The following is a 23,252-nucleotide window of genomic DNA, read 5'->3' on the forward strand; positions in this document are numbered from 1 at the left end:
ATATCGGGGCTCCTTTGCAGGCACTCTGGTACGACGCAAAGGGCAACTGGCAAAAGGCACACGACTTGGTAGACGGTCCGGATGGTAAGATTTACGCGCGTATTCACGCCTACCTGCACCGAAAAGAAGGAGACATTTGGAACGCTGACTACTGGTACCGCAGGGCTGCGGAAAGCCGCCCGGACATTTCCTTGGATGAAGAATGGGAAATGCTGGTAATCAGGTTGCTTAAAAACAGCTAGGTGCAGACCTACTCTTTTTCCCAAAGATCAGAAAGCTTGTATGGACTGATTGCGCCGGTGAAAAACGAGCCGTCGACAAACCGATACTTCGTGCCAATATTTGCCAGGTTTTCCATATCTGTCCCGTCCAATTCAATCCCATAGGCTTGGAGGTTTTGGGCGATACGCTCTTGATTCACGGATTTGGGAATGACCACGATACCGCGCGCCAATGAATAGGCAATCAGTATTTGTCCTGCTGTGGCATTGTGTTTTTTTGCCAATTCCTGAATGAGCGGATGACCAAGCAGGTTCGGTTCATCGGCCTTCTTGATAGATGCCGCCCGATCTCCAGATCCCAGCGGTGAATAGGCCGTCAGGTGGATGCCGTTTGACTTACAGAAATCAACCAATTTGTCTTGAGGCAAAAACGGATGCAATTCCACCTGGTTCATTTCAGGCGCATGCTTTCCGGACTTGATGATTTCTTCCAGCTTGGAGATGTTAAAATTGGAAACCCCAATATGCCTTGCCAAGCCCTTTTCTTTGCAAATCTCCATTCCAGCCCAAGTCTGCGAAAGCGGAATGTCCTGATAGGTAAAAAACTCTTCCCGGGTCTGCGCAAAACCCACTCCGTGCTTGAAGCTGATCGGCCAATGGATGAGGTACAAATCCAAATAATCAAGTCGGAGATCCTTCAGCGTGGATTTGATGGCGGGAACCACGTCATCGAGGCGGTGGTTGCTGTTCCAAAGCTTGGAGGTAATGAACATTTCTTCCCTTTTCACCAAATTGTCTGAAAATGCCTTCTGTAATGCCTGCCCAACCTCCTTTTCATTGTTGTATATCGCGGCACAATCGATATGGCGGTAGCCGGATTCGATTGCCCATAAGACTGCTTGATAGACCTCGCCTGGCTTGGATTTCCAAGTTCCCAAACCAATCATCGGCATTTGGTCGCCGTTGCTAAAAGTGATAGATTTCATTTTGGATGTTGAATTTTCCCCTAATTTACTTCGAATTGCGCTATATCGGAATGAAAACCCTGCATTTGTGTATATGTTTTGACCATTGGTTTTTATCCCTGAAATTGTCCCAGATTTCAATTCCCGAAAAGCTCAAAAATGGATAGACAAATTCTGATTGACCTCGTGACCAAGACGATGCCCTTTGGGAAGTACAAAGGAAGACTCTTGTGCGACATCCCGGAGCATTATTTGGTTTGGATGCATCGGCAAGGTTTTCCAGAAGGTAAGCTCGGGATGTGGCTGAGCACGATGTACGAAATCAGAATCAATGGGCTCGAAGGTATTTTGACCGAATTGAAAAAAAGTATCAATAAAAAACCGCTTCCCTGACGGAAAGCGGTCCTTTTTACTTTGATTCCGAAAATGAGTTATCTAGAAATGATCGGATCCGGGCTGCTGTCTTTGTCATTTTTCACAAATCCATTCGTTCTCGCCGCTCCCAAGAGTAGAACTCCCGCTGCATGCGGTGCCGCCATCGAAGTACCTGAAATGGTGTTGTAAGCGCCGCCTTTCCAAGTTGATTTGATGCTCACCCCAGGTGCGCAGTAGTCTATAGGTGGATTGCCAAAGTTGGAGAAAGAAGCAAAATTGTCATTGATATCCGAGGCGGAGATTGTCCAGATATTGGCGCCATTGACCCTGGCTGGGGAATAGTTGTTGGCATTGGCTGCACTGTTTCCAGCCGCGATCACGAACTTGATTCCCTTATTGGAAGCGTTCAATACCGCTGCATCTAAGGCTGAAGAAACACCTCCTCCCAAGCTCATATTGGCAACATCGCCTGTCTTTCCTTTGGAACCAACCCAATCAACCCCTGCGATCACGCCGGAATTTGAGCCTGAACCTCTGCTATCCAACACTTTGATAGGGACGACCGGGGCGTTTGCGGCCACACCAATTACGCCGATCGTATTGTTTCTTGCGGCAATAGTACCTGCTACGTGTGAACCGTGACCGTTGCCATCATTGAGGTTGGCGTCCTTACCGGAAGTGAAGGCGGTAAAGCCGTTGGCTGTGCTGACATTGAGATCCGGGTGGGTCAAATCAATTCCTGTGTCGATTACCCAGGCCACGTTGGTCCCGGTATAATTCACAGAACCCCCGACGCGGGTGATGCCCCAAGGAGTTTCTTGGACCGTGGAACCTCCGCCACCGCCAGGCTTGCCTTGTGCGATGGAAACCACTCGATCAGGCTCAATGTAAAGGACAGCAGGATCATTTTTCACCAACTCATATTGGTCTGCGTTCAAACTCGCAGCAAAGCCATCCAAGACGGTTCCATAAACCGCACCCACGTTTTGTTCAGAAATCCTGTATTTCGCAAATAGATTGGTGGCAGCCATCCGCATATTGGCTTGCACATCTTCGTATTTGTCTGTTCTTCTGAAATTGAGGCCCTCGGGCTTCATGACAACAATGAACTTGCCTGGAATAATGTCTCCGTTTTGGTATTTGAGGACTTGATCCTCAAGACCGAGCTGAGGTGTTTCCGCATTTTCCTGACAGGAGAATGTAAATGCCACAAGCGCGAGCGCTGCCATTCCAGTGCGGCTACCGATGAAATGTGTGAATCGTTTAAGCATGATGATTAAGGTTAAGGTGTAAACTATTTTACCAAATAACATTTGGCGAAAGAAAAGTAAATAAAAAAAATTCATACCTGCAATAATTACTATAAAATAGATTGTTTGCAATTTCTACTTAAGGGCAGACACCTAAGCCAGCGGAATCAATACTTAAGAAATAAAAAATCCCTTGGAATTCGATGCGATCGTTTCCAAGGGATTTAAAATAAATTCGGTTTTAACTTTTTTTGAATGAGTCTTTCTAACAGTTCAGCTCAATTCTGCAAAATCAATGCGCAATCGCCTCACGGATGATGCCTTTGAAGTAGCTAACAAACTCCTCCGGACGCATCGCACCCAAGTCACCTTCTCCGTGTTTTCGCACGGAAATCATACCTTCCTGCTGCTCCTTTTCTCCGACGATCAGCATAAATGGAATCTTCTTGACTTCTGCGTCGCGGATCTTTCTGCCGATCTTTTCATCACGGTTGTCGATAGCGCCTGTGATGTCCGAATCCTCCAAGATGGATTTAACTTGCTCGGCATACTCAATGAATTTCTCCGAAATCGGCAGAATCGTGATCTGCTCCGGAGATAGCCAAAGCGGGAAATTGCCTGCGCAGTGCTCAATCAAGACCGCCACGAAACGCTCCAAGGAGCCGAACGGCGCCCTGTGGATCATGACCGGACGATGCTTCTGATTATCCGAACCGATGTACTCCAACTGGAACCTTTCCGGAAGCTGATAGTCAACCTGGATGGTACCAAGCTGCCATTTTCTACCCAGCGCGTCCTTTACCATGAAGTCCAACTTAGGCCCGTAGAATGCCGCTTCGCCGAGTTCGGTGACAGTCTCAAGCCCTCTTTCTGCAGCTGCTTCGATGATGGAAGCCTCTGCTTTGTTCCAAGCTTCGTCGGTTCCGATGTATTTTTCTTTGTTATCTGGATCCCTCAGCGAAATCTGCGCGGTGTAATCCTCGAAGCCCAAGGCTTTGAACACATACAAAACGAGGTCAATGACCTTGATAAATTCCTCCTTCACCTGGTCGGGACGGCAGAAGATATGCGCATCATCCTGCGTAAATCCCCTCACCCGCGTCAAACCATGCAACTCGCCGCTTTGCTCGTAGCGATAGACCGTACCGAACTCCGCATAGCGGATGGGCAAGTCCTTGTAGGACCTTGGTTTGTGTTTGTAGATTTCGCAGTGATGCGGGCAGTTCATCGGCTTCAGCAGGAATTCCTCTCCGTCATTAGGAGTGTGGATCGGCTGAAAGGAATCTTTGCCATATTTCTCATAGTGGCCCGAAGTTTCGTAGAGCACTTTATGGCCAATATGTGGCGTAGTCACTTGCTGATAACCTGACTTGTCTTGGGCACGCTTCATGAAAGCGACCAGACGCTCGCGCAGTAGGGTTCCTTTTGGCAACCAAAGTGGCAATCCCATGCCCACTTTTTCCGAAAATGTGAACAGTTCCAATTCCCGGCCGAGTTTTCTGTGGTCCCTGCGCTTGGCTTCTTCAAGCATGTGCAGGTACTCTTCAAGTTCCTTGGCTTTGGGGAAAGTGATCCCGTAGATACGGGTCAGCATCTTGTTTTTCTCATCGCCCCGCCAATAAGCACCGGCGATATTGAGCAGTTTGGCGGCTTTGATAAATCCCGTGTTGGGGATATGCGGGCCGCGGCAAAGGTCCACAAAGTTGCCTTGCTCGTAGAAAGTGATCGAACCATCGGCAAGGCCTTCCAAAAGGTCGAGCTTGTACTCGTCCCCTTTTTCCTTGAAATAGGCGATAGCGTCTTTTTTGGCTACATCTTTTCGGATGTAATCGTTTTTTTGGCGGGCAAGCTCGAGCATTTTGTTTTCGATTTGCTCCAATTCGGCACCTTCCAAGGGCTTGTCGCCAAAGTCTACATCGTAGTAGAAGCCGTTTTCAATCGGCGGACCGATGCCAAATTTGATTCCTGGATAGAGGCTTTCTAAGGCCTCTGCCATCAGGTGGGCGGAAGAATGCCAAAAGGTGCTTTTGCCTTCCTTGTCGTTCCAGGTCAGCAACTGTACGCTGGAATCCTGCAAAATCGGACGACTGGCATCCCACACTTCGCCATTGACTTTGGCTGCTAGGACATTTCTGGCTAAACCCTCGCTGATACTAACGGCAATCTGTAGCCCCGAAACTCCCTTTTCGTATTCCCTCACCGAACCGTCGGGAAGGGTAATTTTTACTTGTTGGTTGGACATTTAAGTTTTTGGATAAATGGTACATGGCATCTTTACAAACAGATGCTTTTTTCGACTTGCAAATATGCGAAATGCGACTGGCTTTTTCTCCTCTTGCTCAAAAGAGTTGGACTTCTTCAAACACCATGAAGAATCACAGAATCACCTGTGCGCTCACTTTCACGCCAAAAGGCCGCGCTCCGGGGTTGTCAAGGTAAGTGATGCGGTGGAAAAAGTCGACCCTGAAAAACTTGAAGATATTCTCAATTCCATACCCGAGCTCCACATAAGGCTTGGATGGATCCAAAAATCCGAAGGCAGGGATTTGGTTGCCGTTTTCGTCAAATTCAGGCACCACGAAGAGGTTTTTGTCGCTGACCGAGCCCCAAAGCAGGTTGGCATTGCCCACTGCCCGCCATTTGAGCTTTTTGATCAGGGGAATTTGGTTGAAGCCAAAGCCCTCAAAGGAGTGCCCATACTTCAGACTCAAAAAACGATCGCTGGCAAACTCGGCAATGTTCATCTGGTTGAATGCCGCCGTGGTGTAGAAAAAGGTCTCGTTGCCAATGTGGTTTTCAAGCAAAGGAAACGGCACCACGCCTCTGACCATCCCTGTCCGTAACTCGTACCGCGATACGCCCAAAAGACCCAGGTTCAGCTTGTGGTACACGCTCATCTGATAGCGCTGGTATTGGATTTCGCCACCCAAGCGATCGAGCCCTTGGCTGAACCGAAAGTCGAAAATGGGCCACTTCACCGGACCAAGGGAAATGCGTTGGTTGTCATTGATCACAAAAATCTCGTCCCGGCCGTAGCGGAAGCCGAGGTTGATGTTGGCCAAGTCAAAATCGGATTTCAGTTTCCCGGTATTTTGGTCTTGCCAGGAAAAAGGAAAAGTGGGGTCAAAATGCTTCCAACTCATGCCGCCAGTCAAGTTGAATCCACGGAAGACCTCGCGCTGCGCGATAAAGCGATAATGGGTGCTGTAATAGGCATTGTTGAGTGTACCAAACCGCGTTGCGGCCAAAAAGATACTGTTGAGCTGCAGGTTTTCGATCTCCAGGCCCACTTGGTCGATTTCCTTTTGGGTATTGACTTGGATCGTGGTCCAGCGATTTTTGTCCAAAATCTTGGTCGCCGAGGCGAAATACTTGAACTGCTGATCACCAAATCCATACGCCAAATAGCCCGTCAACACCACCGACTTGCTGAATTTGAGGTTGGTGCGAAGGCCTGCACCAAGTCTAAATCCCTCGATATCGTTGTAATTGGCTAGGCCGGTCCATGGTCCCAGGTCCAAATTTCCGACCGGCAAAAAACCCGTGGATAGGAATTTGATCCCTTCCGAATAGAAACGCACCACGGGCAGCCTCGCCAAGGTATCGACCATCTGCCGCGAAACAAGTTCCTCACTCGTCAGCGGTTCGGGTCGCACTTCCTGCCAAAACACCTCCTCGCCTTGGTCAAAGTCTTGGCTGAGCTCCACGGCTTTCAGGTAAAAATTCGGTGGATGGGGTTGATTGATCACGAAGTCCGAACTCGAATTGTAGAACTTCGCCAAGAGTCCGACTGAGTTATCCGTCAACTTGCCGATCTTGATCAGCACGCGGGTTTTTGCGGGCAACTGAAATCCATTTTCCGTGGGGACGAGTTCCTGCTGGATTTTGATCGTCTCCACAAAGTTGAGATTGGCCGACTCGGCTATCGCCAAATCGACCTGCTTGAGGGAATAATTCTCCTTGTTGATCCAAATCAATCCCGAAAAAGCCAAATCCTGCTCCCGGAGCGGATATACCTTGAGCATGTAGCAGCTATCACCGCCGACGAGGACCGAATCCAGCAAGTCATAATCATAGAAAGTCCGCCAACCATCCGCGATTGGAGAGACAAATTCCTTTTCGAGTATGGTCAGCCAATTGCGGTAAAAGTTATATTCCTGAAAAACCGACCCCGTGATTTGGGCCACGGTAGTGCCATCGGTAATGCCGACGCCCGTCAATTTGGAATTGAGAATGACTTCCTTCTTCAAAATCGGATCGGTTCGATAGTAGAATTTGGAATAGGATTCCGAGAAAAAAATTGGGAGGATTTTCTTGCCTTCGTCGTTGGTGAGCTGCTTGATACTGTCCAGGACTCCGAGGATTTTTTTCACCTGATTGATTTCCTTGAAGTCACCTTCGACCTCGTTCAGGGCAAGTTCGATTTTGGTATAATTATCAGACTCGTAGGCATTTAGATTTCGCTTGTCGAAGTTGTTTTTCGCTTTGACTGTCTTTCTGAGGATTTCAAAAGCCGGATTTTCTCCCGCTGAAAAGACCACTTCGGAAAGATTGAAAGTCGAAGGCACCAACTGAAAATTGATCGTGACCGCGGGGGATTTTTCGATCGCCTTGGTTTGGGAAATGTACCCCAAGTAAGATACCTGCAGGCTGTCGGCAAAGGAACGAAGCGCGAGTGTGTAATTGCCCTCAAAATCCGTGGTTGTACCCAAGGTTGTGCCCTTGACGACTACATTGGCAAAAGGAATCGGGTCGCCATTGTCGACATTCGTAACCTTTCCCTTGATCGTGACTTGGCCAAAGGCGAAAAAAGAAAGCCAGCAAAAAACCAGGCTGAGAAAATAACTTTTAATCATATGTGGTGTGCCTGGTCATTCAGTCGAGACAAATCAAACCAAAGGCGCTGAAATAGGTTGGTTGTAGATATTGCTATAAGGTTTTGGAAGTGTTGAACTGGAAATCAATTGAACCTTATATTTGTCCCAAAGATAGCATATGGTTTACGATATCATCATCGTCGGTGGCGGAATAGTCGGCCTCGCGACCGGACTCAAGATAAAATCCCAACATCCATCCCTCAAAATCGCGATCCTCGAAAAGGAAAAGGAACTGGCCAAACACCAAACGGGCAATAATTCAGGCGTTATCCATTCCGGGCTTTACTACAAGCCGGGCTCTTTGAAGGCCAAAAATTGCATCGAAGGTTACCACCAATTGGTCAAATTCTGCGCAGAGGAGAACATCCCTTTTGAAATCACAGGCAAAGTGGTCGTGGCAACCCGGCCCGAACAGGTTTCGATATTGAATGGCCTTCATGAACGCGCCCTGCAAAATGGACTCACCGGCACACGCCATATTTCCTTGGATGAACTGAAGGAGTACGAACCCTATTGCGCGGGCGTGGCGGCGATTCACGTGCCCCAGACAGGAATCGTCGATTACAAAGTAGTGGCAAAGGCTTATGGACGCAAGTTCGAGTCTTTGGGTGGAAGCATTTTCCTAGGCACTAAGGTGCAGGGTATCAAAAAATTGAACCACATCAACTATATCCAAACGGATGGGCAGGAATATGCCTGCAAGCTGCTCGTCAACTGTGCGGGACTGTACTCCGATAAAGTGGCCCAAATGCACCAAGACGAGCCTTTGGACGTGAAAATCATTCCCTTCCGGGGCGAATACTACAAAATCAAAAAAGAACGTGAATACTTGGTCCGGAACCTCATCTATCCCGTCCCGGATCCGAATTTTCCTTTCCTAGGCGTGCACTTTACCCGCATGATGAAAGGGGGCGTGGAAGCCGGACCGAATGCCGTGCTGGCTTTCCGTCGGGAAGGCTATAAGCGTTTGGATGTCAACATCGGCGAACTGCGGGAAACACTCGCATGGCCGGGTTTCCAGAAAGTCGCCTCCAAATATTGGAAAACAGGCGTGGGAGAAATGTACCGCTCCTTTTCAAAGGCAGCCTTCACCAAGGCGCTACAGGAACTCATCCCCGATATCCAAGAAAGTGACTTGGTGGATGGCGGTGCGGGCGTGAGGGCGCAGGCCTGTGACCGGACCGGTGGACTTTTGGATGATTTCTGCATCCGTGAAAACGAGCTCGGCATCCATGTACTCAATGCCCCCTCCCCTGCCGCCACGAGTTCATTGGCAATAGGCGGCACCGTTGCGGCATTGGCACTGAAGCGGTTTTGATCCAACATGATTCCCAAATCGATTCCATGGCGGGCACAGATTTGTGCCCGTCTTTTTTCGGATCATTTGCGTCACGATCCTCACAAAAAGGACTGAATTCACCCAATCGCTTCCTCCTTTTTGGGTCTTTCATTTCCAATCTTAAATTCAACTTAAAAACTTCCATTAACTTTTTTTAAGATTCGGTGTTAAATCATTTCTGGACGTTGGGGGTTCCAAATTCGTCTATCAGAAAAGAAACGTTGTATTTCCATACATAAAGATTTCAATTCCGGGATAGCCCGGAGATTGATTGGGTAATAGTTACTCAAAAAGGCAGCCTGCTGGGCTGCCTTTTTTCGTTTTCTCCTGCGAATCCACCTTACTTCAGGGCCGGCAACAAGTGCTTCCACATCAGGTTGATTTCGCCCTGCATGTCTTGGATATTGGCCGTGGCCAAGATGACAGCATTTTTTTCCGGCAGGATCAGGATAAACTGACCATTGGCGCCGTCCGCCCGGTAGGAATTATACCTGCTTCGCCAAAGCTGATAGCCGTAGCCCTGCAGCCAGTCGCTGTCCTTTGGTTTCACTTTCAGGTTTTCGCGCTTGGTACCTGCGGGAAGAGAGGGTACCTGGGCGGCGGTTGCTTCGTCAAACCAAGACGTCGGCAACAATTGCTTTCCGTTCCATTGTCCTTTTTGGAGATAGAATTGGCCCAACTTGGCCATGTCCTCCGTCTTGATGTGGAGTCCCCAACCGCCTACGCTGATACCCTGCGGATTTTCGTCCCAAACCGCACCCACAATTCCCAAAGGCCTGAACAAACGCGGCTGCAGGTAATCAAGCACACGATCGCCCGTGACTTTTTGGAGGATCGCAGAAAGCATAAAAGTCGCGAGACTGTTGTAGACATATTCCGTTCCCGGCTGATGGTCTACCGGCAGTGCCAAAAATGCCTCCACCCAATCCAGGTCCTTTTCAGCGCGAATGGCCCGCGTGGGATCCGTGTCGTGCCCGGCGGTCATGGTCAGCAAATGCCTGATTTCCATGGCTTTCAGATTGTCGCTGACGACCGCTGGTAATTTGTCTGGAAAAAAAGAAATGACCTTATCGGACACCTTCAGTAGGCCTTCACTCGCTGCAAAACCGACGGCTGTTGCCGTAAATGTTTTACTGACGGAATGCATGACATGTGGCTTGTTGGCGGCGTTGTCCCCAAACCAACGCTCCGCCACCACTTTTCCGTTGCGCAGGATCATCAGGCTATGCAGGTCTTGTCCGCTTGATTTCACTGCGGCCAGGTAATTTTCTATTCCTTTGGGATTCACCTTTTCAGCCTCGGGCGTACTCCGAGGAAGTGCCTTGGCAAGGGTGATGAAATTGATCAGCTCGACATTGTTGTCCTTGACGGCCTGCTTGACCTTGGGACTTGTCCATGTATCTGTGACACCTTGCCTGTCCACCGCCACATCCTCGTAGCCGATATGGCCCACGCCCTGCATTTCCAGATTGTCATAGGCCGGATGATCGACAAACATGTAGGATTTCCCAGGTTCGAGTTTGCCGAGCATCCGGATAAATGCTGCCTCTTTCTCTTCCGAAGTGGCTTTGGGGCCATCGTAGGTGGTTCCCGAGATGCCAATCTGCTGCATCATGGCCCGACTCATGACTGGCAGGTCATATTCGGCGGCCAGCTTTTCCACCATATTCGCGACATCAGGATGAAAGCCCGTTGCACCCATATGTCCTGAAAGGTGGCTGATTTGCGGTACATGCTTCAGCGCAAACTCAATCTGCGCCCGAAACTCCCGTTCGATTTCCTCCAGTTTCCAAGGGTTCTCTGTGATGGCGAGACCAGGATAGTTTTTGTTCGCCCCCATCATGGGCAGGAAGTAGCCGTCCTTGTCGGTCAAGCTTGGCGCATGCGTGAAAGGCCTCCATTTGATCCCGTCCCATTCGCTCGTGATGACCAGGTGTAGCCCGACATCGATTCCAGTATTTTGCCTCAGCAGCTTGGCCGCTTCGGGAAACCACGGCGTCACGACCATCAACTCGATGGAGGTCTCCACTCCATCCACAAATGTCTCGATACTGGCAAGATTGGCGGACCGGCTTGAGCCCATGTCATCGCCCCGCACTATCAATCGCGGGCCTTTATGTTGGGCAAAGGCTGGGACGCCGACTAGGATCAGCGCAAAGAGCAAGCTGATCCCCTTTGATTTAAATGAATTAAAAATCTTGGAAATTGGCATAGTTTAAGGGATTTTGAACATGTTCTCCAAATTAGGCTGGAGGCGATTTGTCTGGGGTACTAGGTTTACATACAAGGGAGCACCGATCCAAATAAAGGCGCTTCAAAGTATCAAAATCTAATGGAGAAATCGGTGCCGTTGGTGGATTACAATTCTCAGTTTAAAAAAATGACGAAAATCTCACCGATTACTTCAAGGTGTTTCCCAAGAAATCCAAAAACCTATATTCCGCCCAAGTAAATTCCTGTCCAGGCACCAAAAATCCCGTATGACCACCCCGCTTAGGCATTTCCAAAAATAGCTTGGGGTGGTTTTTAGCAAGGGCAACCGGGTAGCATTTTCCCATCAGCAATGGATCATTAAGCGCATTGATGATCAAGGTGGGAATTTGGATATCCTTCATCCAATTATCAGCACTGACACTTCTGTAAAAGTCCTCCGCATCATCGAAGCCATGCACCTTTGCGGTGTATTCGGTGTCAAAGGTGTTAAAATCCATGACTGTATCGAGTCGGTCCAAATCAACCAATCCAGGAAATTGCTGTCCCTTCAGCTTCATTTTGGCCTTCAACTTTGTGAGAAAGCGCTTTTTGTAAAATGCGTTCTTCCTTTCACGCAGGGTCGCTGCCGAATCGGGAAGATTGCACGGAGTAGAATAGACAGCTGCCTTTTTGATTTTTGGATTCAAGTCCAGTCCTTTTTCACCGAGGTATTTCAAAGCCTGGGCCCCGCCCATGCTGATTCCACAAAGGAAATATGCCTCGTAGCTTTGTGTGGATTCCACGTGCCGGATGACGGTATCAAGGTCATAAGTCGATCCATGGTGGTATAGAAAAGGTGCAAGATTCATTTCTCCACTGCAGGAGCGGTTGTTCCAAGCCAATACGTCAAATCCATATTGGTTGAAAAGCTTGGCGAGTCCTTTGGCATAATGCCTTTCTGAACTGCCTTCCAAACCATGGGAAATAATCAGCAGCTTTTTGCTTCCAATTTTTGACCAATCCAAATCCAAAAAATCTTTGTCCGGAGTCCAAATCCTTTCTCTTTGGTAAGCCACTCCTTCGATTTTTCTGAAAATGCTCGGAACAATCGTCTCCAAGTGTCCATTCCAAAGGAAAAAGGGAGGTTTTCGATACGAGGATGAAGGTATAACTGGCATTTGCTGAAAGAAGAAATCCTTGCGAAAATAAAAACATCCGACCACAACCGGGAATTATTTGTTTTATTTGAAAGAAATACCTTCCTAATTCTATGTACAAATCATTCATTGCCTTGGCTTTTTCCGGGCTTGTATCCCTTGGCGGATTTGCAGAAGCGCAGAATTTGGACCAAGACATCGACAAACTCTACCCATCTCTCGACAAGCTTTACAAGCACCTCCACCAAAACCCCGAGATTTCGCTCCAGGAAAAGGAAACTTCCGCACGCATAGCAGATGAATTGAAAAAAGCAGGCTATGAAGTGAGTACGGGAATTGGCGGATACGGCGTGATCGGCGTGTTGAAAAATGGTTCGGGTCCGGTATTGTTGATCCGAACCGATATGGACGCATTGCCCATGGAAGAAAAAACCGGACTTCCCTACGCATCCACCAAAAAAACGATCGGAAATGACGGCAAGGAAACCTTTGTAGCACATTCCTGTGGGCACGATATCCATATGTCGGTATTTGTCGGAACCGCACAACTCATGGCTGCCAATAAACAAGCTTGGCGCGGCACACTCTTGATGGTGGGACAACCATCCGAGGAAAATGGCATGGGAGCTTGGAACATGCTGAACGATGGCTTGTACTCCCGGTTCCCCCACCCCGACTATGCTATTGCGCTGCATGATGATCCCTTTTTGCCGGCTGGCACGCTCGGGTATAAATCAGGAGCGCTCATGGCAGGCGTGGATATGATGAATGTAACAGTTTATGGAGAAGGTGCCCACGGCGCAGCACCACACAAGGGCATCGATCCTATTGTCCTCAGTGCCCAAATGATCCAAGCCTATCAGACAATCGTCAGTAGACGAATTGCACCGACGGACCCTGCGGTGGTGACCGTGGGATCCATTCACGGCGGTACAGTACATAATATCATTCCCGATCAAGTGGTCATGCAGCTTACCTTGAGGTCCTATTCCCCTGCGGTCAGGGAAGAAATGATCGGCAGCGTCAAGCGCATTAGTGAAAACCTCGCCAAAGCTGCCGGTCTTCCTGAATCAAAAATGCCGAGCTATTGGATCCGCGAACCACACACGCCCGCATTGATCAATGATGACCTCCTGACCCAACAAATGATGAAAGTTTTCAAGGCCAATTTCGATGAATCAAAGGTGGTTCCTGTGGAAGCCCAAATGATCGGCGAGGATTTTAGCAGGTATGGGATGCAGGAAAGAAAAATCCCAATCACCATGTTTTATCTCGGCGCCAATGATCCGGCATTTCTCGAAAAAGCAAAAGCTGAGGGACTCGAAATTCCTGGATTACACTCGCCCTATTTTGCACCGGTTCCTGAACCTACCATCAAAACCGGCATGAAAGCAATGAGCCTTTTTGCGATGGACATATTGAAAAACCAGGAAGTAATGATGGACTCCAAAAAATAAGATAACGCCATGATGACTTAAACTTCATGCTTGCTTAACTTCCAACTACAGCGAGATTCCTACCTTTACGCAAGTAAATTTTTCTTCATAGGTATTGATGATAAATAAACGGGCCGATTGTTTCGGCCTTTTTTATTCCTTAAGCTTCAATACATAGTTTTTGATGGGAAATTCCATCACTGCCTTGACCATTTTGCCATCCACAAAATGATATTGATTGGTATCGCCGTTGACGACCACTTCATAATAACCCTTTTTCCTGTTGATTTTGGTAGGTGTTCCGTAGGTTTCGGCGATCATTTCAAGGTGTTTGACTGGTTCGTCAAAAAACAAAACCGCTGCGCTACAGTAAAATGGCCTATCAATCTTCTCCTTGTTTTCATACTTATAGCTGTTTGCATCTACATCATAATACTTGCCCTTCCATTTTACCGAAGATTCAAAATTCCCTTTGTTTGTTGTTGATTTTACATCACTACTTACTAGCATCCCATCTTTATACTTGGAGAGGGTGTGATAGGAAAGGTTGATCTTTCCGAAAAACCAAAAACTCACCTGGCTCTTGATTTCATATTGAACCATGTCCTTTTCCGTGGATTTCTTTGCAACCATATCCCCAATTTTGATACCTGCAACCAACACCTCGTACTGTCGGATTTCTTGCGCAAAAGCAGCAAAGTGCAAACCGACAAAAATGGATAGTATAAAGAATTTGCGTTTCATATTTGGAAAGGTTAACTGTCCCAAATTGAAGGAATTAAAAGCAATAGATCAAATTCTTTTTTTGGCTAAAAATGCCAAATAATCATCTTCTGTATCTACATCCCGCAATATTTCCAAAAGACTGAAACTCCGTTCCCGACCTTTTACCAACGCCAAGGTTTCCTCAAGCACATACGGACTACTCCAGCGGATATTCTCAAAAATCCATGGATGATGTTCCCGCATCGCCAAAAAGTAGTACCCTCCGTCAAATGCCGGACCGATGCAGAAATCAAAATTTTCGAGCTGCTCGATACCGTCCCGGATGATATCATGCTTCAACTCGGGACAATCTGTCCCTATGATTCCCACCCGATCGTAGCCTTTTGCAAAAGCCCAGGCAAATGCATTTGACATCCTTTGGCCAAGGTCCTGACCGGACTGAATTTGGCGAGAAGGTGAATTGTGTAACGGGATCGGCAAGGGTTCGGGATAGTCAGAAAAAAATGGAATCACGTCAATCCCGTAAAGTTTACCCACCTCCAAATATGTGGTCATCAAAAGCTCACGATAGATGTCCAAGGCCTTTTCCTCTCCTATCGATGCCGCAAGTCTTGTTTTCACTTTGCCACGCGATGTGTTTTTCTGAAACACAAGTAAGGCCCTTGATTGCTTAATTTCCATATGACCCTGGTCTCCCTAAATACCAGTCTGCAAAATAGAAAAACAGTACGATTATGTTTGTCGGATTTTATGCAGATCGGCAAAGATGGAAGGTTGGGAGATTGGGAATTGGTATATTGGAAAATTGAAATATTGGAAAATTGGGTTTGTGGGTACAGAGGTTGCAAGGTTACAAGGTTAAAAAGTTTGAAGGTTGAAAGTTTGGAAGCTTGGGTTTATTCGCCGCAGCGTCATTCCGACGAAGTGGGAATCCCCCGGAATTCAGTTCAGTATGGACCGAAAACTTCAGTCCCATGGGGGCGCTCTGATTGTCGCAAAGAATCGCAATTTAGATTCACGAGCCTCGGAGAGGCGGTATGATCGAATAGGTTCGGATTTCGAGTGAATCCTGCGTTCGGAAACGCAGGATAGCAAAAGATAGCTAGACAGCAGCCTATCCCATCGCCACAGGCGATGGTACCAGACAGTCCGACGGTGCAACGGTCGAACAACTGAAAATCTTTTTTCAGGAGAAAATACAGGAACGGAAAAACAAAACCGGATCAAAAACTGTATATTTCCTACAAATTCTATAGACTAATAAATTTTCAAAATTATGGCATTACGACTAGGAGATGTGGCTCCCAATTTTGTTGCGGAGACCACGGAAGGCACGATCGACTTCTACGAATATCTGGGCAATGGATGGGGAGTTCTTTTCTCACATCCAGCGGATTATACACCGGTGTGCACCACGGAGTTGGGTACCGTGGCGAAACTGAAGCAGGAATTTGAAAAAAGAAATACAAAGGTCATCGCCTTGAGCGTCGATGGATTACCAGACCACGAAAGCTGGATCAATGACATCAACGAAACCCAAAACACGACGGTCAATTTCCCTTTGATTGCTGACAAAGACAGGAAAATTTCATTCCTATATGACATGATCCATCCAAATGCAAACGAGAACTTCACTGTCCGCTCGGTTTTTGTCATTGGACCTGACAAGAAAATCAAGTTGATCATCACCTATCCAGCCAGCACAGGCAGAAATTTCGACGAGTTGCTCAGGGTAATTGATTCGCTCCAATTGACTGCAAACTATTCTGTCGCGACGCCCGCAAACTGGCGGCAAGGCGAGGACGTGGTTATCGCACCTGCCATCAAGGATGAGGACATACCCGCCAAATTCCCGAAAGGCCACAAGCGGATCAAACCTTATCTGCGCACAACCCCACAACCCAACTTGTAGGAACATCAACCCTGGCGAATCCCAGGGTTTTTTTTATGGATTTTTGCCGCTGATTTCTAAAATATAATTCCTTACTTGGGATTCAGTTCCACCAACAATCAGCCAAAAAATGACGATTTACTCTGTGATCAAGGGTTCGGGTTCATACCTGCCCTCCGTGGTAGTCAAAAATGAGGACTTTTTGAACCATGAGTTTTTGGATAACCAAGGAAACAAACAGCCAAAACCGAATCCACAAATCATCAGCAAGTTTCAGGAAATCACAGAAATCGAAGAACGGCGATATCTATCGCCGGAATTGAATACGTCGGATATGGCATTCTTTGCGGCTGAAGCCGCTTTGATCGACGCCAAAATCGACCCCGAAACACTCGACTACATCATAGTCGCCCAGAATTTCGGCGAGATTCTCGACGACAACCGCAAGTCCGATTTCCTGCCGACAATAGCTTCCCGGGTCAAGCACATGCTGAAGATAGAAAACCCGGACTGCGTGGCATATGATCTTCCTTTCGGTTGTCCAGGTTGGGTGCAAGGTATGATCCATGCGGATTATTTTATCAAGTCAGGCGATGCCAAAAGGGCCTTGGTAATCGGTGCGGAGACACTTTCCAGGATTATCGATCCCCACGATATAGACAGTATGATCTATTCTGATGGTGCCGGTGCGGTTATTTTGGAAGGGGTCAAAAGCAAAGATCCAATTGGGATTTTGTGCCACAAAACACGAACAGATACCCTCACCCAAGCGCACTTGCTGCGGATGGACGTCTCTTACAATCCCCAATTCAAGGATGATACCTTGTTTTTGAAAATGAACGGGAGAAAGCTCTACGAATACGCCCTCAATACGGTGCCAGGCGTAGTAAAACAGGCGATTGACAAATCCGGCCTTGACATCAGCCAAATCCACAAAGTGCTCATCCACCAAGCAAATGCCAAAATGGACGAGGCAATCATGCAGCGTACCATGAAACTCTACGGAATCGACGAGATTCCGAATGGACTGATGCCGATGATCATTTCAAAAATGGGTAACAATTCGGTGGCGACGGTGCCGATCCTATATGACCAAATCATCAAGGGCGAATTGGAGGAACACTCGATCCAATCGGGCGACCATTTGGTCTTTGCATCCGTAGGCGCAGGCATGAACGTCAACGCTTTCGTATACAAAGTCCCCTGAACTTTGCCTAAATGAAGATTTCACCAATTAGGTAGGTCACTGCTTTTCCACCCAAAAGCACACGATCACCGTTCCAAGTGCAGGAAACATTGCCGCCACGGGCAGATATTTGTCTGGCCTGCAATTGATGCTTGCCGAGGCGTTCCGCCCAAATAGGCGTCAGCGTCGTATGCGCAGAACCTGTAACGGGATCTTCGGGAACGCCGGATTGTGGAGCAAAAAATCGGGAAACGAAATCGAATTCCTTTCCCCTTGCCGTTGCGATTACCCCACGGACGGGGAATTCGGCGATTTTTGCCAAGTCAAATTCCAAGTCCCTGATCTGCGATTCATTTTCAAATACAAACATCCAGTCGGTTTTTCCCCGATATGCCTCGGTTGGTTTGGGATCAAACGCATCCAGCATTTTCTTATCCAATTCAATGCTCTCCGATTTATCGGCCGGAAAATCCAAGGTCAAAAGGTCCTGCTCCTTTTTCACTTTTAGCAATCCAGACCTTGGCGAATAAAAGGTAATCTCTTCACCAACAAATCCTTCATGCTGAAACAACACATGGGCGGTCGCTAAAGTCGCATGTCCACACAGGTCCACCTCCACCGCAGGCGTAAACCATCGGAGGAATATTTGATCTTGCTCTACGATATAAAATGCCGTTTCGGAAAGGTTGTTCTCCATGGCAATTTGGAGCATTTCCGTGTCAGAAAGCCATTCCGTCAGGGGCACGACCGCCGCGGGATTGCCTTCAAACCTTCGCTCCGCAAAGGCGTCAACTTGATATATTTTGAGTGTTTTCATGTCTTTTTCTCTCCCATTTTTTGCGCTATTGCAGAACCAACGATCAATTGCAAGGTGTGATATACCATCAGCGGCAACAGGAATATCCCAAACACCTTCGGATCGGGAAACATCACCCGACCCATCACGGCCCCTTGCACCAGGGATTTTTTACTACCGCAGAAAATCACGGTAATCATGTCTTCCCTCGAAAAGCCCAATGCCTTTGATATCCCATACATCAATGACATCATCAACAGGAAAAAGGCCAACATCAAAACCCCGAGAGAAAGAAGGTCTGCGGTCGATTTTCCTTCAAACATATTTTCCGAAAATGATTCCGCAAATGCCGTGAAAACGATCAATAAGATGATACTTTGGTCAAAATTCTTGAGGGTTTTCTGATGCCGATTGACAAATCCAATCAACCTTCCGTGTAGCATCAACCCGATAATCACCGGAAACAAGACCTGTAGGCTTAGCCTCCAAAATGTATGGCTAAGATCAAAACTTACCGAGGTATCGGCAATCATCAATTCCATCCAAAGCGGCGTGATGAAGATACCCACCATACTGGAAATGCTGGCGTTGAAGATTGCAGCAGGTAAATTTCCACCCGCAATAGATACCATTACGACTGATGAAGATACGGTCGAAGGCAATGCCGCCAAGTAAAAAGTCCCTAGCCACAAGTAATCCCCCTCCACTCCCCAAATGCCGTAGAGCGCCAAAACCACCAACGGAAAGACCAGAAAGGTTGTCGACTGTACCACCAGATGCAGCTTCCAATTGGCAAGTCCGGATCTAAGTTGCTGGGGACTCAGTTTGACCCCGTAAAAGAAGAAAATGAATGAAATCCCAGCGCCGGTGATTTCTTTGAGCGGAATCGGTGCACTTTCGGTGCCCCATTCGGGAAATGCTTTAGCCAAAAAAATCGTCCCGATCAAGAGGAAAAAGAACGTATTCAAACCGACCTTTTGGAGTGTGCTGCGCAGCTTGGACATCGCTCAGACTTTTTTGGAGTTTGTGGTGATTTGCCTGAGAATATTGTCACAAATGACTGCAGTAGCCACCGCGACGTTGAGGGATTCCGCATTTCCAAACCTCGGAATGGTTACCTTATGTTGGATACATTTTTCCAATCGGGAAGAAATGCCCTTGGATTCATTTCCCATGACCAATATTCCCCCGTTTGGAAATCTTGAGGTGTAAACAGACTCACCGTCCAAAAAAGCCCCAAACAATGGCAACTTCGATTGGGGAAGAAACGCTTCCAAATCAGTGTAGAAAAAACGGATTCTGGTGAAGCTTCCCATACTGGCCTGCAGAACTTTCGGATTGTACAAGTCTGCCGTTTCGAGACTCATCACGACCTTTTTGATCCCGTACCAATCGGCTATCCGGATAATGGTCCCAAGATTTCCTGGATCCCGGACATCGTCCAAAGCCAACACCCATTCATTTTGCCGAAGCGAAAACGGAACATTCTCTTTCATTCTCGCCACCGCCAAGGCTGCGTCATTTGTCTGAAGCGACCCTGCCATTTCCAAGGTTTTTTCGGTCACTGAATAGGCGTCACCCTTGAAACCGTAGAGTGCCTTGGGGTGATGGTCTAAAAACCGATCGGTGTACAACAAATGGGTGACTTCAAAATCCGACCCCAGCAGTTCGAGGACACTTTTGGCGCCTTCTACAAAAAACGATTGCTCCTCAATTCGGAACTTTTTTTGTTGTAAGGATTTAATAAACTTAAGCGTATTTTTGCTTAACATCCGGGGAAAAGCCAAATAGTGAATAAAGCCAAATATATAAACTTTCTCGTGCTGCTGGTCTTGATTTCATCCTGTTCTTTGACCAAAGGACTGAAAGACGGTGAATATTTGGTATACAATGTCAAGATCAAGGGAGTCAAAAAGAGCGATAAAGGCGCCCTTTACAACATGATCCGACAGACCCCGAATACGCGGATTCCCCTGATCAATACTTCCATCGGCGTCTCCATCTACAACTTTGGCGAGTGGACTTTTGATAGCACCAAACAACAAATCAAACGTGCCGAGTATGAACAGGAGCGCCGCGAACTGATCCAACTCAACGAGGAGGGCGGATTGAACAAAAAACAGACAAAGCGTCTCAACAAGGTCAACAGCTATCTCGAAACCCTGGAGAAGCGGCTGGAATATGGGAATTTTTTCATGCGCACCGGCAATCCTCGCGTCGTGATGGACAGTGCAAAAACCTTGGAATCGGCCCAACAAATGCGCTTTCTGCTCGCCAACAATGGTTTTTTTGATGCAAAAACCGATTTTTCCGTAACCACAAAGCGTAAAAAAGCAAACATCGAATACCTGATCTATGAAGGTGAGCCTTACGTGGTTGATTCGTTCTTGACCAACTCAGACGACCCTAAAATTTATACCCTGCTCGAAAAATCGAATAGCGCCTCCGAAATCAAAATCGGGAAAATCTATGAGCAAAACGCCTTGACCCGAGAGCGGCAGCGCGTTGAAGACCTGTTGAAAGACAACGGTTATTACACTTTTTCCAAGTCCTACATTGAATATAATGTATATGAAGATACAGTAGAGCACAGCGTGGTCGTCGAACAGATTATTCGTAAACCAATCTATTCCGATTTCCATCGGGTTTATACGCTCGATTCGATTTTCTTCTCCGTAGACCCGCCATCCTTGAATTTTATTGACAATAGCGAGGTGACTTATTTCCGTGATATCGAGTTTGATCTCTATGATGATCGGTATTCGGAAAAGATCATTTCCTCGCGGATCTTCTTGGAAAAGGGAGCCTTATACAGTCGCTCAAATGTGATCGATACGCAGCGGCAACTGGCAAACCTCGATCTGTTTCGTTTTGTCAACATCGCCTTTGATACCATCGGCAATACGCTTCGGCCAAAAATCTTCACCCAACCAAACCAAAAATTCCAGATTACAAACCAACTCGGCGCAAGTATTACCGAACAGGTTCCGGGACCATTTTTCAGCCATTCATTGAGAAACCGAAACCTTTTCAGAGGGGCGGAAATTTTTGAATTCTATTTCCGAGCAGGTTTGGAAGGAGTGGTGTCCGCGACCGGCGAGGGCGGTGTATTTCGAAGCAGGGAATTGAACACCTCTGCCTCAGTGATCTTTCCGCAATTTCTGTTTCCATTTGCAGCGGGTTCCTTGGAAACCTTGGGTCGTTACAATCCGCGCACCCGTACATTGATAGGTTACAGCTATATCAACCGGCCGGAATATATCCGGGAAGCGGTCACGGGTGCCATTTCCTACAATTGGAACACAAGGACTTTCCGGCGGCAATACACAGTCAACTTGCTCGATGCCAACTTCATCCGATCCAATTTGGATGAAGAATTCTATGCTTTGCTCGATGACCTGCGAGATCAAGGCAACAACCTCATCAATTCATTTCTTCCATCTTACGTGAGCAGTATTTCGGGACAGGTTATTTTCAATTTCAACCAATACGGTGCATTTCAGAAAAATAAAGCTTCCCTTTGGAGGCTATTCTTTGAGAGCGGTGGTACTACACTCAATTTTGTCAGAGATGATTTTGTCGATAACAGAAGCTTGGCATACTTTCAATTTCTCAAGTTTCAATCTGATTTTCGCAGGTATATTCCAATAACAAATAAACAGACCTTTGCATATCGCATTAATTTGGGGTTGGCTCGGCCCTATGGTGTTAGCAACGGGGTTTTGCCTTACGAGAAGTACTTTTTTGCTGGTGGCAGTACAGGCATTAGAGCTTGGCAGCCACGCCGGTTGGGACCCGGCTCAAATGTACCCACACAGGATTACCGCTTCGAACAGCCGGGAGAAATTCTATTTGAAGGAATGTTTGAGTTGCGGACCAAGCTGTACGGCTACTTTGATGCGGCCTATTTCATCGACTTGGGCAATTCTTGGACCTTCCAAGACGACCCGACGAGGCCTGGTGCGAATTTCGAGTTCAATAGATTTTACAAGGAAATTGCGGTCGGCACGGGCGTCGGTCTGAGAATGGATTTTGATTTTCTGGTGCTTCGCCTTGACGTTGGGGTAAAAGCTTTTGATCCAGGGAGACCGCTCGGGCAGAGGTACGTCCTCAATCAATTTTTCAGGTCATTTCCCGGATTTCGTGGGCAAACCGTATTCAACATTGGCATCGGCTATCCATTCTAATTCTACCGGGGCATAAAAAAAGAGGCTTTTTGGCCTCTTCCTGATCTTTATTCGATACAATTTCTTAATAATACGGCGAGCAAAGTGTAATCTTCGATGGGTCAAAAGCCTGTGGATCATTGTTGTTGCTGCCGATATTTCCAGCTGTCAAGATGATTTGATACTCGGGCCCAGAGTCGGCCAAATGTACCTTGATATGCCCATTCAGTTTTTTGAAACTTTCAAAATCCAAGACCCTCCCATCTGACAAAGCGCCAAGCTTGGTGACACTGGTCAAATCCTTGATATTGATTGGATTTAGAAGAAATGCTGTCGGGCTGTCGGGACTATCATAGGCTCCAAAATGCAAATGAGCAGGAAAAAAGTAATCAGAGCCGCCTTTTTCCCCTACCATTTCGATCCTAAGTTCCAAGCCTCCGCTTGTCAATTCCCTTACGGTTACCTTTCCGGTGTAATCAAAGTCCGAACTTTTGTAGAGATTGTAGCTCAATTCATTATTGGTGTAGATCGATTCTTCCTCCTTTTGGCATGAAGCTGCAAAGATCGTCAGGAGAAAGAAAACCGCTAACTTTTTCATATGACTGATGTTTGTAATCAAAAACGCCCGAATTTGTCGGGAAGTTTAGAAGATTGTTAAATATATATAAATATTT

General features: G+C 47.2%; 19 protein-coding genes. 7 read left to right on the plus strand and 12 right to left on the minus strand.

The annotated features are described in order from the left end of the window. Positions 1-14: 14 nt before the first annotated feature. Positions 15-242, plus strand: coding sequence for a hypothetical protein (locus L0U89_RS16590; RefSeq protein WP_369413257.1), 228 nt, complete (start codon positions 15-17; stop codon positions 240-242). Positions 243-250: 8 nt separating this feature from the next. Here L0U89_RS16590 and L0U89_RS16595 read toward each other — a convergent pair whose 3' ends face one another. After that, complete coding sequence (locus L0U89_RS16595) at positions 251-1,207, minus strand: aldo/keto reductase (RefSeq protein WP_234862540.1); 957 nt, start codon at positions 1,205-1,207, stop codon at positions 251-253. A 138-nt stretch (positions 1,208-1,345) separates the two neighbouring features. On the opposite strand from L0U89_RS16595, the gene L0U89_RS16600 reads away from it, so the two are divergent. Next, a complete protein-coding gene (locus L0U89_RS16600; protein WP_008628873.1) occupies positions 1,346-1,579 on the plus strand; it encodes a DUF3820 family protein in 234 nt (77 codons plus the stop codon). Positions 1,580-1,617: 38 nt separating this feature from the next. Here L0U89_RS16600 and L0U89_RS16605 read toward each other — a convergent pair whose 3' ends face one another. From L0U89_RS16605 to L0U89_RS16615, 3 genes are all read right to left on the minus strand, one after another. Then, entirely contained in the window at positions 1,618-2,832 is a 1,215-nt protein-coding gene (locus L0U89_RS16605; RefSeq protein WP_234862541.1) for a S8 family serine peptidase, read from the minus strand. Positions 2,833-3,103: 271 nt separating this feature from the next. Continuing rightward, on the minus strand, positions 3,104-5,053 hold the full coding sequence (thrS, locus tag L0U89_RS16610; RefSeq protein WP_008628871.1) for a threonine--tRNA ligase: 1,950 nt from the start codon (positions 5,051-5,053) through the stop codon (positions 3,104-3,106). Positions 5,054-5,186: 133 nt separating this feature from the next. After that, positions 5,187-7,667 carry a DUF5686 and carboxypeptidase-like regulatory domain-containing protein gene (locus L0U89_RS16615; protein WP_234862542.1) on the minus strand — a complete coding sequence of 827 codons (2,481 nt, stop codon included), beginning with the start codon at positions 7,665-7,667 and terminating at the stop codon, positions 5,187-5,189. 139 nt (positions 7,668-7,806) lie between these two features. Here L0U89_RS16615 and lhgD point away from each other — a divergent pair, with 139 nt between their 5' ends. Beyond that, positions 7,807-9,006: an L-2-hydroxyglutarate dehydrogenase gene (lhgD, locus tag L0U89_RS16620; RefSeq protein WP_234862544.1), complete on the plus strand. Its 1,200-nt coding sequence runs from the start codon at positions 7,807-7,809 to the stop codon at positions 9,004-9,006. 361 nt (positions 9,007-9,367) lie between these two features. Here the strand turns inward: lhgD and L0U89_RS16625 are convergent, their stop codons facing one another. Next, entirely contained in the window at positions 9,368-11,239 is a 1,872-nt protein-coding gene (locus L0U89_RS16625; protein WP_234862545.1) for a serine hydrolase domain-containing protein, read from the minus strand. Positions 11,240-11,426: 187 nt separating this feature from the next. Next, positions 11,427-12,398, minus strand: coding sequence for a YheT family hydrolase (locus L0U89_RS16630; protein WP_234862546.1), 972 nt, complete (start codon positions 12,396-12,398; stop codon positions 11,427-11,429). A gap of 92 nt (positions 12,399-12,490) precedes the next feature. On the opposite strand from L0U89_RS16630, the gene L0U89_RS16635 reads away from it, so the two are divergent. Continuing rightward, on the plus strand, positions 12,491-13,834 hold the full coding sequence (locus L0U89_RS16635) for an amidohydrolase (RefSeq protein ID WP_234862547.1): 1,344 nt from the start codon (positions 12,491-12,493) through the stop codon (positions 13,832-13,834). A 132-nt stretch (positions 13,835-13,966) separates the two neighbouring features. Here L0U89_RS16635 and L0U89_RS16640 read toward each other — a convergent pair whose 3' ends face one another. Continuing rightward, complete coding sequence (locus L0U89_RS16640) at positions 13,967-14,557, minus strand: DUF6134 family protein (RefSeq protein ID WP_234862548.1); 591 nt, start codon at positions 14,555-14,557, stop codon at positions 13,967-13,969. A gap of 48 nt (positions 14,558-14,605) precedes the next feature. Then, on the minus strand, positions 14,606-15,220 hold the full coding sequence (locus L0U89_RS16645) for a TIGR04282 family arsenosugar biosynthesis glycosyltransferase (protein WP_255777925.1): 615 nt from the start codon (positions 15,218-15,220) through the stop codon (positions 14,606-14,608). Between the two features lie 595 nt (positions 15,221-15,815). Between L0U89_RS16645 and L0U89_RS16650 the strand changes: the two genes are divergently transcribed. Both L0U89_RS16650 and L0U89_RS16655 read left to right on the plus strand, forming a co-directional pair. Further along, the gene (locus tag L0U89_RS16650; RefSeq protein ID WP_234862550.1) at positions 15,816-16,451 is read left to right on the plus strand and encodes a peroxiredoxin; all 636 of its coding nucleotides are present in this window, start codon (positions 15,816-15,818) and stop codon (positions 16,449-16,451) included. 109 nt (positions 16,452-16,560) lie between these two features. Next, a complete protein-coding gene (locus L0U89_RS16655; RefSeq protein WP_234862551.1) occupies positions 16,561-17,637 on the plus strand; it encodes a 3-oxoacyl-ACP synthase III family protein in 1,077 nt (358 codons plus the stop codon). Positions 17,638-17,644: 7 nt separating this feature from the next. Here L0U89_RS16655 and L0U89_RS16660 read toward each other — a convergent pair whose 3' ends face one another. The 3 genes from L0U89_RS16660 to L0U89_RS16670 are packed head-to-tail and all read right to left on the minus strand — an operon-like array spanning position 17,645 to position 20,184. Further along, positions 17,645-18,433, minus strand: coding sequence for a PhzF family phenazine biosynthesis protein (locus L0U89_RS16660; RefSeq protein ID WP_234862552.1), 789 nt, complete (start codon positions 18,431-18,433; stop codon positions 17,645-17,647). After that, positions 18,430-19,416: a bile acid:sodium symporter family protein gene (locus L0U89_RS16665; protein ID WP_234862553.1), complete on the minus strand. Its 987-nt coding sequence runs from the start codon at positions 19,414-19,416 to the stop codon at positions 18,430-18,432. The genes L0U89_RS16660 and L0U89_RS16665 overlap by 4 nt, the downstream gene beginning before the upstream one ends. A gap of 3 nt (positions 19,417-19,419) precedes the next feature. After that, positions 19,420-20,184, minus strand: coding sequence for a TrmH family RNA methyltransferase (locus tag L0U89_RS16670; protein ID WP_234862554.1), 765 nt, complete (start codon positions 20,182-20,184; stop codon positions 19,420-19,422). Positions 20,185-20,202: 18 nt separating this feature from the next. On the opposite strand from L0U89_RS16670, the gene tamL reads away from it, so the two are divergent. Beyond that, positions 20,203-22,599 (plus strand): translocation and assembly module lipoprotein TamL, encoded by a 2,397-nt coding sequence (gene tamL / locus L0U89_RS16675; RefSeq protein WP_234862555.1) that lies wholly within the window; start codon positions 20,203-20,205, stop codon positions 22,597-22,599. A 64-nt stretch (positions 22,600-22,663) separates the two neighbouring features. Here tamL and L0U89_RS16680 read toward each other — a convergent pair whose 3' ends face one another. Next, complete coding sequence (locus tag L0U89_RS16680) at positions 22,664-23,176, minus strand: hypothetical protein (RefSeq protein WP_234862556.1); 513 nt, start codon at positions 23,174-23,176, stop codon at positions 22,664-22,666. Between the last annotated feature and the right edge of the window lie 76 nt (positions 23,177-23,252).

This window comes from Mariniradius sediminis, assembly GCF_021491425.1.
GTDB lineage: Bacteria > Bacteroidota > Bacteroidia > Cytophagales > Cyclobacteriaceae > Mariniradius > Mariniradius saccharolyticus.